The sequence below is a fragment of the Arthrobacter sp. LFS091 genome, assembly GCF_047977885.1.
In the GTDB taxonomy this organism is placed as follows: domain Bacteria; phylum Actinomycetota; class Actinomycetes; order Actinomycetales; family Micrococcaceae; genus Arthrobacter.
On record NZ_JBFPFP010000003.1, the window covers coordinates 156,690 to 169,411 of the forward strand.

Annotated in this window: 8 protein-coding genes; 7 read left to right on the top strand and 1 reads right to left on the bottom strand. The window is 64.2% G+C overall.

Annotated elements, in window-relative coordinates; genetic code table 11:
* The first annotated feature begins 104 nt into the window (after positions 1–104).
* The 7 genes from ACNQOP_RS06345 to ACNQOP_RS06375 all read left to right on the top strand — a co-directional run bounded on the left by ACNQOP_RS06345 (position 105) and on the right by ACNQOP_RS06375 (position 12,025).
* Positions 105–1,385: a sensor histidine kinase gene (locus tag ACNQOP_RS06345; RefSeq protein ID WP_416403692.1), complete on the top strand. Its 1,281-nt coding sequence runs from the start codon at positions 105–107 to the stop codon at positions 1,383–1,385.
* On the top strand, positions 1,382–2,038 hold the full coding sequence (locus ACNQOP_RS06350) for a response regulator (protein ID WP_257369955.1): 657 nt from the start codon (positions 1,382–1,384) through the stop codon (positions 2,036–2,038). The genes ACNQOP_RS06345 and ACNQOP_RS06350 overlap by 4 nt, the downstream gene beginning before the upstream one ends.
* Positions 2,039–2,218: 180 nt before the next feature.
* On the top strand, positions 2,219–6,070 hold the full coding sequence (locus ACNQOP_RS06355; protein ID WP_416403693.1) for an NPCBM/NEW2 domain-containing protein: 3,852 nt from the start codon (positions 2,219–2,221) through the stop codon (positions 6,068–6,070).
* A 114-nt stretch (positions 6,071–6,184) separates the two neighbouring features.
* Positions 6,185–8,167, top strand: coding sequence for a penicillin-binding transpeptidase domain-containing protein (locus ACNQOP_RS06360; RefSeq protein ID WP_416403694.1), 1,983 nt, complete (start codon positions 6,185–6,187; stop codon positions 8,165–8,167).
* A 68-nt stretch (positions 8,168–8,235) separates the two neighbouring features.
* A complete protein-coding gene (locus ACNQOP_RS06365; protein WP_211710299.1) occupies positions 8,236–9,918 on the top strand; it encodes an ABC-F family ATP-binding cassette domain-containing protein in 1,683 nt (560 codons plus the stop codon).
* A gap of 155 nt (positions 9,919–10,073) precedes the next feature.
* On the top strand, positions 10,074–10,841 hold the full coding sequence (locus ACNQOP_RS06370; RefSeq protein ID WP_235518146.1) for a DeoR/GlpR family DNA-binding transcription regulator: 768 nt from the start codon (positions 10,074–10,076) through the stop codon (positions 10,839–10,841).
* Positions 10,838–12,025 (top strand): MFS transporter, encoded by a 1,188-nt coding sequence (locus tag ACNQOP_RS06375; RefSeq protein WP_416403695.1) that lies wholly within the window; start codon positions 10,838–10,840, stop codon positions 12,023–12,025. Before ACNQOP_RS06370 ends, ACNQOP_RS06375 begins: the two co-directional genes overlap by 4 nt.
* Here the strand turns inward: ACNQOP_RS06375 and ACNQOP_RS06380 are convergent.
* Positions 11,970–12,674: a phosphatase PAP2 family protein gene (locus tag ACNQOP_RS06380; protein ID WP_416403696.1), complete on the bottom strand. Its 705-nt coding sequence runs from the start codon at positions 12,672–12,674 to the stop codon at positions 11,970–11,972. The two genes, ACNQOP_RS06375 and ACNQOP_RS06380, sit on opposite strands and share 56 nt — an antisense overlap.
* Positions 12,675–12,722 lie beyond the last annotated feature (48 nt).

The window sequence follows — 12,722 nt, forward strand, 5'->3', positions numbered from 1 at the left end:
GCGGACTCCGTGGGGTTGAGCGGCCAGTCATCCAAATGGTTGATTCCGGCTGTGCGGCGCGGAATACGGCGGAATGCGGGAGGGCCGGAGATACGCTGGAAAGCATGCAATCCCCCACCGGAGCCGTCACGATCCTCCGCGTCCTGCGCGTGAGTTTGCACGTCGGTTTCGCCGTGCTGCTGCTGGTCGCCGTCATTCGCCTGCTGACCGGAGTCGGCACTTCCGGATCACCGTCATCCACGGCGTTGGCTGCCGGTTTGGGCCTGTCTGCCCTCCTGGCGATGGTGTACCTGGCGGGAACCATCCTGGAAAAACGGCACGCAAGCGACCCTTCCCGTTTCAACCCAACGCGCTACGCCGCGTGGTGGTTGGGTGCAGTGATGTTCCTGTGGCTGCTGCTCCTTCTGGTCAGCGGAGATTTCGCCTGGGTGGCCTTCCCCCTCTTCTTCCTGCAGCTTCATCTGCTCCCCCGGCGCCTGGCGTTGCCCATGATTGCGTTGAGCACGGTCCTGCTGATCGGTGCGCTGTGGTTCCATAGCCGCGGCACGTCCGACGGCGGCCTGCAGCTCGCGATGGTCCTGGGCCCGGTGTTTGGTGCCGGTTTCGCCGTGGTCACCGGGCTGGCCTACCAGGCCTTGTTCCTTGAGGCCGAAAACCAGCGGGTGGTGGCCGAGGACCTGCGTCGGACGCGGGCGGAACTGGCCAAAACACAGCACGACGCCGGGATCACGGCCGAGCGTGAACGGCTCGCCCGGGAAATCCACGACACCTTGGCGCAGGGCTTCTCCAGCATCGTCCTGATGGGGCGGTCGGCGGAGAAAGCCCTGGATGACGGGGATTCAGGGGCTGCGAGGGAGCGACTGCGGATCGTCCAGGAAACTGCCTCGGCGAACCTGGCCGAAGCCCGCAGCTTTGTTCGCGGCCTCCGTTCCCCTGACCTGGAACAAGCCGGCTTGGTGGATACGTTGCGCCGCCTCTGTGAGAAAACCGAGACTGAAGCCGCCGCCCGTGGGACCGCGCTGCGCTGCCGTTTCGAGTTGGTGGGTTCCCCGGTTGAGCTGCCCAATACCTACCAGACCACCCTGCTTCGGGCCGCCCAGGCCTCCCTCGCGAACGTGTGGGCGCATGCAAAGGCGCGGGCCGCCGTCGTGACCCTGTCCTTTCTCGGGTCCGAGGTGACGTTGGACGTTTTTGACGACGGTATTGGTTTTGAGCCGTCGACGGCGGTGGCCACCGTGCGCGGTGACGGCACCGGCGTCGGGCTGTTGAGTTTGCGCGAACGGCTGGCCGCGCTGGAGGGCAGCCTGGAGATCGAGTCGGCTCCGGGCGAGGGAACGGTGGTTGCCATCCGGGTGCCCTTGCCTGTGGGAGAAGATGAGGCATGAGCGATATCCGCATTCTGTTGGTGGATGACCACCCGGTGGTCAGGGCAGGCCTGCGTGCCATGTTGGCGGACTTCCCGGGCGTCACCGTGGTGGCCGAGGCGGCGGATGGTGATGCCGCGTTGGTTGAGCTGCGCAGGCTGCACACGCTCGGCGAGCCGGTGGACCTGGTCCTCATGGACCTGCAGATGGGGGCCGGCATGGATGGGGTGACGGCTACGGGAAAGATCAAGGCGGGCGAGGCCGGGAGCCCCCCGCCCCCGGTTCTGATCCTCACCACCTACGACACCGACGCCGATATCCTCGCTGCCGTTGAAGCCGGCGCCAGCGGTTACATGCTTAAAGACGCCCCGCCCGAGCAAATCCGGCAAGCTGTCCTTTCCGCGGCTGCAGGGCAGACCGCGCTGGCACCGGAGGTCGCGGCGCGGCTCATGGGGCGGATCCGAAACCCGTCGCCCGCGTTGAGCGCCAGGGAGGTGGAGCTGCTGGAGTTGCTGGCTACTGGCATGAGCAACCGCGCCATGGCGAAGCAGCTCTTCATTTCGGAGGCCACGGTAAAGACGCATCTGGTGCACATCTACTCGAAGCTGGGGGTCGACAACCGGACGGCGGCGATTGCTGCGGCGACCCAGCGACGAATCATCCGCGGGCGCTGAACCTCGCGGATCAGGCCCTCAGCAAACGTCGCGCTGGACCCCTCTGGGCGGACGGGTGGGGCTCATTTTGCTTGTTAATTTTGGTTAAACGGTTGACCTTTGGCTTCGCAGCAGTGACGATTAGTGCACGTTTCGCTATGAGTTAGATCACAAAAAGTCACTCGTCGAAAGTTGGCCCCCATGTCCGCACCCTCCTTGGGCCTGTCCAGTGCTGCTCCCCACAGCCCCGGACGAGCCACAAAGATAGCCAGGAAGGCCGCATCCCTCGGCCTTGCCTCGCTCCTCCTCGCAGGGACCATCCCCGCACTGACCTTCGCATCGGCGGCATCGGCCGCGGATTCCGCGCCCGGCGACCCCGCCCCCGTCAAAGCCGTCACCCCCGAGGTACCTGTCGACGCCGCGGGAGTACCCCTCGGCGCGGTGACCGGATACACCCAGTCCGGCAACGTCGTCGGCCTTTCCACCGCCAAAGGTGCAGTCCGGGTTACGTTCCTGGATGGCGGCACCTTCCGCCTCGAAGCCGATCCAAGCGGCACCTTCACGGATCCCGCCAACAGCGACCACGGCGACCCGGCCAGGACCGCCAACATTGTGGTGGGCAAAGACAGATTTCCCGGCACCACACCCACCATCGTCGACGGCGACTGGCTGACGTTGAAGACGGACAAGATCAGCGTCGCTATCAACAAGTCCACTACCCAACTCCGCGTGACCCGGGCCGACGGATCACTGGTGCTGGAGGAGTCGGCACCCATGACGTTCGGCTCCAACTCGGCCACTCAGCACCTTGCCCATCAGGACGGCGAGCAGTTCATCGGCGGCGGCATGCAAAACGGCCGCTCCGTGCACACCGGCGCGCTGATCAACATCGCCAAGAACTTCGACTGGGACGACGACGGCTACCCCAACGCCGTGCCGTACTACATGTCATCCAAGGGCTACGGTGTCCTCCGCGACACGTTCGCCCGCGGCTCGTACGACTTCAAGGACCAACCCACCACCACGCATGAGGAAAAGCGGTTCGACGCCTACTACTTCGTGGGCGACTACAAACAGTCCCTTGGCGCGTACACCACGCTGACCGGAAAGCCGATCATGCCCCCGGTCTACGCCTTGGAATACGGCGACGCCGACTGCTACAACCGTTCCAATCCGGGCTATTCCTCCTCCGGCTATGGCGATCCCGACGGTGCTAAGCAGCGCACGCCGGACGCCATCAAAACCGCACGGAAGTTCGTTGAAAACGACATGCCGGCTGGCTGGATGCTGGTCAACGACGGCTATGGCTGCGAATACCAGCAACTCCCGGAAACCGTGAGCAACATCGAGAAAGAAACCGACCTCAAAGTTGGCCTGTGGACCCAGCGCTCCCTGACCAACCAGGAATACGAAGTAGGCGAGGCCGGAGTCCGGCTCCGCAAGCTCGACGTTGCGTGGGTTGGGCAGGGCTACCGGCAGGCACTCACCGGTTGCGAGGCCGCACACGGCGGCATCGAGCAGTACTCGAACGCGCGGGGCACCTCGCTGATGGTGGAGGGGTGGGCCGGCGCCCAGCGTTGCGGCATGCAGTGGACCGGTGACCATTCAGGCAATCTCGACGCCGTTCGCTGGCAGGTCTCGGCCCTCACCGGTGCGGGCAACTCGGGTTTGGCGTTCACCACCGGCGATGTTGACGGGATCTTCGGCGGCTCGGCCGAATCGTACGTCCGCGACCTCCAGTGGAAGGCCTTCGCCCCGGCGCTGTACTCCATGTCCGGCTGGGCCGCGACGGACAAGCGCCCGTGGCTCTACGGCGACCAAGCTACGGCCATCAACCGCCAGTACCTGCAGCTTAGGCAGCAACTCATGCCCTTCATCTACACCCTCGCCCAGGAATCCTCCACCAGCGGTGTTTCGATGATGCGATCCATGGCCCTGGAGTTCCCTGACCAGCAGTGGTCCTACGGCGCCGAGGCCAATAACCAATTCATGCTGGGCTCCGATTTCCTGGTGGCACCAGTTTTCACCCAGACAGATGTCCGCAACGGCATATTCCTTCCCGCCGGCCAGCAGTGGGTGGATTACTGGACCGGCAAGCTCTACCAGGGCGGCCAGATCCTCAACGGTTACAACGCACCCCTGGACAAACTGCCGGTATTCGTTCGTGCCGGTGCGGTGATCCCGCAAGGCATCGTGGCCCGTAACGCCTCCTTGGTACCCGAAGATTCCATGATCACCTTGGACGTATACGCCCAAGGTCAGGACACCTTCACGCTCTATGAGGACGACAAGGTCACCCGTGAATTCAAGGATGGAAAGTCCTCCAGCCAGATCTTCGCAGTGGATTCGCCCGGCAAGGGCAACAGCAGCGTCAAGGTGTCCATCGGTGAGCGGAAGGGCGAGTACACAGGCAAGGCCGCTGCCCGACCCTACGAACTGAAAGTCCACGCCGGCGCGGCCCCCAAGGACGTGAAGATCGGCGGCACCAAGCTCACTCAACAACCAACCCAAGCTGCCTATGCCGCTGCAACCACGGGCTGGTTCTTCGATGAGGCCAACAACGGCACCGTCTGGGTCAAGACGGGATCCATCGCCTCCAACCAGTCAGCCACGGTTCAGCTCCAGCAGGCAGGTCCGCTGGGCGGGAAAAGCCAGGAAGACACCGCCGCCGAAGTCCGCGTGACCACCGGCCAACAGGTCTTCCAGGACCAGGAAACAACAGTCACCGCTGCTTTCGTGAACACTGGTACCAAGGCCAAGACCAACGTGGTCCTGGCTCCCGTCCTGCCCGAGGGGTGGACCGTGGTTTCGTCCTCCGGCGCAACCGCAGCCAAGGTGGACGGTGGAGCGAGCGCTACTGCCACCTTCGTCATCAAACCCGGCTCCAGCGCGAAGGCGGGCCAACAGACCGTGCGGGTGTCGGCGTCGTACGCTGCTTCCGGCTCCAACCAGTCGGTGACCGGTGGCAACCAGATCTACGTCGCCTACGGTTCGCTGGCTGCGGCCTACAACACCGTTTCGGTCACCACCGTGGCCGGTAAGGCGCTCGGAAACTTCGACGGCGGCGGGGCCACCTTCGCTGCCGAACAGCTGGCTGCCGCCGCGGTTCCGGCGGGCGGTGTCCGGCCAGGCAGCACGGTGACGGTCGATGCCGGGAAACCTACGCAGGTGGATTACACGTGGCCGGCCGTGGGACCTGATGTCCCCAACTCCGTGGCGTTGTCCGCACAAACCATCTCGGTCAAGGGCAAGGGCACGCATCTTGCGGTCCTCGGATCTGCCGCTGTGGGTAATGGAACCAGCCCGACGCTGACCTTGACCTACGCGGACGGTTCCTCAGAGCAGCAGTCCATCTTCTTCCCCAACTGGCTGCAGCCCTCGGTCCTCAACGGAGCCGTGCTGGCGGTTTCGGAACAGGGCCGCAACAGCGCCTCAGGCCCGTCCCCTGAGTACACCCAGTACAAGTATCAGGCGTTCTCCAACACGGTGCGGCTCAACCCCACCAAGGAGCTGGCATCCGTCACGCTGCCTACGGATACACGGGTGAAGTTCTTCGACTGGAAGGTGACCTCGCAGCCTCTTCCGGCTGTCCCTGTCGGCTCCGTGTATGCCTCTGAAACCCCGTGGGTCCAGGCGCTGAACGGCTACGGTGTGATCGGCAAGAACGTGGCCAACAAAGATTCGGCGTCCTCCCCGGACAAGCCGTTGGCCATCAACTACACGGATCCCGCCACAGGCAAGGAGCCCGTGTTCAGTAAGGGCCTCGGCGTGCACGCAGCGTCAAAAATCACCTACTACCTGGGTGGAAAGTGTTCGAAGTTCACCTCTCAGGTGGGCCTTGAGAGCGGCTTCGGCGGCAACATTATCTTCAAGGTCAACGCCGACGGCGTGAACAAGTACCAGTCGCGCACGTACACGCCGGGGTTCGCTCCCGAATCCGTGACGGTTGACCTCACCGGAGCGGCGTACGTGGAGTTGGTGGTGGATCCCTCCGGATCCATCAACGGTGCCCACGGGGTGTGGGGTGACGCCAAGTTCACCTGCGCTCCGTAGCGCCAATGTCCTGACGGCCGCCGTTTGCCGCCTCTCCCCGGGGTGGCAGGCGGCGGCTGTCCGCTGACCGGGCACAACAAGAAACTGTCGGTGGAACGGGGCATAATGTCGCAAATGGGGAAACTGAAAAAGAAGCAGGGTTTTGTCGTTGGACTCGTCAGTTTAGTGATGGCTGGCTCGCTGGCCGCTTGTGATGATGGCCGATCCGGCGCGGAAGGTGCCGCAAAGCAGCTGGCGTCTTCCTTGGAAGCGCTCGACGTCGGGTCGCTCGCCGTCGAAGGCAAGGACGCTGCCGCGGCCAACGATGAACTCAAGGCTGTCTTCGAAGGCCTCGGCGCCAAACCCTCGGTGCAGTCCGGCGACGTGAAGCTCGACGGCGATACCGCCACGTTCCCCCTGAACTACAGCTGGAACGTCGGCTCTGCCAAGTGGGAGTACACCATGGACGCCACGCTGAAGAAGTCCTCCGGAAAATGGGCGGTTCAGTGGAGCCCCGCCCTCCTGGCACCACAGCTCTCCGATGGCGAGACCCTCTCCGTTAAGACAGTTCCGGCCCAGCGCGGCCAGATCCTGGGTGCCGGCGACGCCCCGATCGTTGAAGACAGGCCCGTGTTCCGGGTTGGCATCGACAAGACCAAGGTTCCCGCAGAGCAAGCCGACGCCTCGGCCCGGGCCATGGCGGCCCTGCTGGGGCTGGACGTTGAGGAGTACGCCAAGCAGGTTGCTGCATCCGGCCCGCAGGCGTTTGTGGAAGGACTCGTCCTCCGCGCCTACACAGCCGACATCAACGAAGCCAAGATCAACGCCATCCCGGGTGGCGTGAGCATCCTGGACTCCATGGCCCTGGCTCCCACAAGGACCTTCGCCCGTGCTCTTTTGGGCAGCGTCGGTCAAGCCAGCGCAGAGCAGATCGAGAAGTCCAACGGCGCGCTGCGTGCCGGGGACACCACCGGAACCGGCGGCCTGCAGCAGAAGTACGACTCCCTGCTGCGCGGCAAGGACGGCGTGGAGGTCATCGCCAGCGCCAAGTCCCAGGGTGAGACCCCCGCTACCAAAGTGTTCTTCTCGTCCCTCCCCGCACCGGGCACCACCCTCAAGACCACGCTCGACCTGAAACTCCAGCAATTGGCCGAGGATACGCTGGCTAAAGTTGGGCCGGCCTCGGCTATCGTGGCGCTGAAACCCTCAACCGGCGCCGTTCTCGCCGCCGCCTCAGGACCGGGCAGCAACGGGTACAACACCGCCATGTTGGGACAGTACGCGCCGGGCTCAACGTTCAAGATCGTTGATTCGCTGGCGATGTTCCGGAACGGTGCCACGCCCGATTCCAAGGTGGAGTGCACTCCGACGGTCACCGTTGATGGGCGCACATTCAAGAACGCCGAAGGGTACCCGGCCGGTTCGCTGGGCACCGTTGCCTTGCGGGAGGCCTTCGCGCACTCGTGCAACACAGCCTTCATCAATGCCCGCGATACCGTCAGCCAGGACCAACTCGAGTCGGCTGCCCAGGCCCTCGGAGTCGCCGTGGAAGCCCCCAAGCTTGGGGCCGACGCTTTTCTGGGATCGGTTCCCGGTGCTGCTGAAGGCACTGAGCACGCCGCCTCCATGATCGGCCAAGGCAAGGTACTTTTCTCGCCGCTCTCAGCCGCTGTCATGGCTGCTTCCGTGGCCAACGGCGCTCCCGTGTCACCCCAACTGGTCCTCAACGCTGATGCTGCCCAGAACCCCAGTGCCAGTGCTTCCCCGACCGAAAGTGGCAGCGCATCGCCGTCGCCGGATTCCACCACGGCCAGTGCACTCCCTGCGTCCCCGGCATCCACCAAGCCGATTACCAAGGAAGAAGCCGCTTCGTTGGCGGACATGATGCGTGCCGTGGTGACCTCCGGGCACGCCGGCTTCCTGGCACAGGTGCCCGGCCTCCCGGTCGGGGCCAAGACGGGCACGGCGGAGTTCGGCAACGAGGATCCGCCCAAGACGCACGCGTGGATCGTGGCCACGCACGGTGACCTGGCCGTCGCCGTGTTCGTGGAGGACGGTGGGCTGGGTGCGACCACCAGCGGCCCACTCTTGAAGTCCTTCCTCACCGCAGCAGGCTGACACGGCAGACGCTCGACGGCGGCAGGCCGCCGTCGAGCGTTAATACCGTGCCGTGGGAGGATTGAAACGTGGCCCATATTGACGTTTCAGGCATTGACTACTTCCTCTCCGACGGCACCCAACTGCTTAACGGGGTGACGTTCAAGGTGCCCGACGGCACCAAGACTGCGTTGATCGGACCCAACGGAACGGGCAAGACCACGCTGTTCAAGATCATCTCCGGCGATCTCACACCGGATGAGGGAGCCGTGGGCCGGTCCGGGAACATGGGCATCATGCGCCAGTTCGTGGGCCAGGTCCGCGATGAATCCACTGTCCGCGACCTCCTGGTCTCTACCGCACAAGCAGGTCTCGCGGCCGCGGCCAAGGCCGTGGAGGAAGCCGAGCTCGCCATGATGGAACACGATGACGAGCCCACCCAAATGAAGTACGCCCAAGCGATCGTGGACTGGGGCGACGCGGGCGGATACGACGTGGAGACCGTCTGGGACGAAGTCTGCATGGCCGCCTTGGGGATTTCCTTCGACAAAGCCCAGTTCCGGCGGGCCTCTACCCTGTCCGGCGGCGAGCAGAAGCGCCTTGTCCTCGAAGCACTGTTTGCCGGGCCTGATGAATTGCTGCTCCTCGATGAGCCTGACAACTACCTGGACGTGCCTGGCAAGCGCTGGTTGGAAAGCAAGCTCAACGAGTCCAAGAAGACCGTGCTGTTCATCAGCCACGACCGCGAGCTGCTCAACAACGCCGCCGGGCGCATCGTCACGCTCGAACCGGGCATCAACGGTGCGGGTGCCTGGATCCACGGCGGAGGTTTCGGCTCCTATGTCGAGGCCCGGGCTGACCGCAATGCGCGTTTCGAGGAACTGCGGAAGCGTTGGGACGAGGAGCACATCAAGCTCAAGGAACTCGTCAACATGTACAAGAACAAGGCTGCTTTCCGCTCTGACATGGCCAACAGGTACCAGGCAGCGCAGACCCGCCTGGCCAAGTTCCTTGAGGCTGGCCCGCCCGAAGCCCTGCCGATCGAGCAGAACGTCAAGATGCGCCTCAAGGGTGGGCGTACCGCCAAGCGCGCAGTCGTTGCCGAGAAGCTTGAGCTGACCGGGCTGATGAAGCCGTTCTCCACGGAGATCTGGTTCGGAGACCGTGTGGGTGTCCTGGGCTCCAATGGTTCGGGCAAAAGCCACTTCCTCCGCCTGCTCGCCACCGGTGGCACGGATCCGGAGCGGGAACACCTGCCGGTGTCCGACGTCGTCATCGCTGAGGTCCCGCACGAGGGCGTGGTGAAACTCGGCGCCAGGATCCGACCGGGTTTCTTCGCGCAGACACATGTCCGCCCTGACCTCCTGGGCCGGACCTTGCTGGAGATCCTGCACCGCGGCGATGAGCACCGGAGCGGACTTCCACGTGAAGCAGCTGCCGGAGCTTTGGACTCCTACGGTTTGGCCGGCCAGTCCGAGCAGAAGTACGAGTCACTCTCCGGTGGCCAGCAAGCACGTTTCCAGATCCTGCTCCTGCAGCTCTCCGGTGCCACGCTCCTGCTGCTCGACGAGCCTACGGACAACCTGGACCTGCATTCCGGGGAAGCCTTGGAGCGGGCCATCGACGCTTTCGAGGGAACGGTCCTCGCCGTGACGCACGACCGCTGGTTCGCCAAGTCCTTCGACCGCTTCCTCATTTTTGGTTCGGACGGCAAGGTCTACGAGTCCGAGGAACCCGTGTGGGACGAGAAGCGCGTAGAGCGGGCCCGCTGACCCCGGACGCTCTCTCACATCCCGCCCCCTTCACCCGAACGCTCCTGCAGCAGCTGCAGGAGCGTTGGGGTTTAACGGGTGGGATGTGAGAGAGGGTTTGTGTTCAAATGATCACTCGGGGTGATTAAATGCGCACACCTTGCTACGGTTGAGGAATGGGAACTGCCGACCGCCACCGCCTCATTGGCGAACTGCTCCGCACACGCGAAGAAGCCACAGTCGATGAGCTCGTGGAGGCCACAGGGGCGTCGGGCGCCACGATCCGCCGCGACCTGGAGATCCTCGCAGCCAACGGTGTCCTGAAGCGCGTCCACGGCGGAGCCCGCAGCTTGCTGGCGCGCGGAGACAACCCCGGTTACGGGCAACGCGAACTGGAAGACCACGACGCCAAAATCCGCATCGCTGCAGCAGTGGACGCACTCCTGAAGGACAGGGAGCACGTGTGGCTGGACAGCGGCTCGACAGCCACGGAGATCGCACGCAGCCTCAGCACGCGCGAGCTTACTGTCATGCCCATGTCCCTTCACGGCGTTGATGCCCTGACCAGCGTCAAGGGTGGGCGCTCACCCGGGCTCATCCTCCCCGGCGGCAGCCTCGTCCCGGGTGAGCAATCCTTCCGTGGACCCATGACGGAAGCCAACATCCGCTCGCTGAGGTTTGACACCGCCGTCGTAACCCCGTGTGCCCTCAACCTCAAGGACGGGCTCCTGGCCCACGACCTTGACGATGCGGCCGTGAAGCGTGCCGGCCTGGAGTCGGCGGCGCGTGTGATCGTGGCATCAGCCGGCAGCAAATGGAATGCCAGCGCCGTGGCCTTGGTTGCCGCCATGGACACCGTGGACGTCATCGTCACAGACCTAGCACCATCCCCCGAAGATCTTGCCCGGCTCAACAAACTCTCCGTGGAAGTTGTGATTGCATGACCACCAGCATCAAAAGCTCCAAAAGCGTCAACGCCGCCGCTGTGGCGACGTTCCTGATCTTCGGCATGAACGGCCTGGTCTTTGCCAGTTGGGCCGCCCGCATTCCGGCCGTTACCGAAGCCCTCAGCCTCACGTCGGGTCAAATGGGCACCTTGCTGCTCTGCACCGCCGTCGGATCTTTGCTTGCGCTGCCCTCCGCGGGCTGGGTGGTTGGCAGGATCGGGACAGCGAACACGGTCCGGGTGGCCGGCATCGTGGCTGGCGCCGCGGGAGCAGCTATTGCTTTCTCGCTGATGGCCGCCTCAGTCCCGGCAACCGCCATTGCGCTGTTCTTCTTCGGCATCGGAATCGGCCTATGGGACGTCGCCCAGAACATTGAAGGCGCAGATGTCGAGCACAGGCTCAAGCGCACCATCATGCCCCAGTTCCATGCGGCGTTCAGCGGCGGTGCGTTCGTGGGGGCGTTGATCGGCGCCGGTCTCTCGAAGCTGGGTGTCGGGCTTCCGGAACATCTGCTGGTTATCGCGGCCATCGCCGTCGCCCTCGCGCTGACGGTCCCCAGGTTCTTCCTGCCGCACGAGGTCGCGGAAACGCACGACGATGGCGCTCCCCTTGAGAAGGGACCCTCGGCTTGGCGGGATGGCAGGACGCTGCTCATAGGCATCGTGGTCCTGGGTGCGACGCTGACCGAAGGCGCCGGCAACGACTGGATCGCCAAGGCAACCGTGGACGGTCTGGGAGCTACCGAATCAACCGGAGCACTCCTCTTCGCCCTCTTCGTGGCGGCAATGACACTGATGCGGTTCCTCGGCGGGAAAGCGATCGACAAATTCGGCCGGGTTGCTGTCCTTCGTGCAAGCATGGCTGCAGCCGCAGCAGGCCTGGCGTTGTTTGTTTTCGCGGACAACGTGTTCCTCGCAGGCGTCGGGGCGGCGTTGTGGGGTGTCGGTGCGGCACTGGCCTTCCCCATGGGAATGTCCGCGGCAGCTGACGACCCCAAGCATGCCGCCGCCCGTGTTTCCGTGGTGTCCACCATCGGGTACGTCGCATTCCTCGCCGGACCACCGCTCCTTGGTTACCTCGGCGACCATACGGGAATCCATCTGGCCCTCCTGGCCATCGGAGCACCTATTCTGCTTGCCCTGCTCCTGGCTGGCGTCGCAAAGCCCCTGCGGACCAAATAGCTTTCCCGTCCGATCCTGCATTCTCGGCAATGCATGAACGGCCGAACCGCCACCACAAAAGGAGCACCACCCCAGAGGCCAAGCAGGCTGCACCAAGCACATCACTGAGCCAGTGGGCGGAGAGGTAGGTCCGGCTGATCATCATGGCGATCACCCCAATCATTGCCAGCAGGGTCACCCACCAGCGTCCGAGCAGGATCACCACAACCACCAGGAACGCGGTGGTTGCCGATACATGCCCGGAAGGGTATGAACCCGTATCTGTCAGGACTCGGGCGCCCTCCGGCCGCTGCCTGCCCACCAGGACCTTGGCCAGTTGGGTGAGTGCCAGCGCAGCCACTCCTGAGGTCAGGGCGAAAGTGGCCGTCAGCGGCCGGCGCCATACCAGGAGTGCTGCGGCCAGCAGCGCGTGGAGCACCAACATGCCTACATACCCGATGCCGTTGAGGAAGGCGTTGAGTCCGTCCCAAAACGGCGAGTGAAGCGTCGAGACGAAGGCCTGCCACCAGACGTCCACGGGCTTAAAAATGGGCTCAGCGTGCCCAACCATGAGCATGATCCCAAGGACGGTGAAGGCGCTGAAGAGAAGGGCGCCAGTGAGGGCCGGTTGCCAGCCCGGCCGCTCGCGTGGGTGAAGGACACGAATCATGCCTAATGGTAGTCATCGCGCCGTTCCCCTTTCGGGTGGATCGGGCGT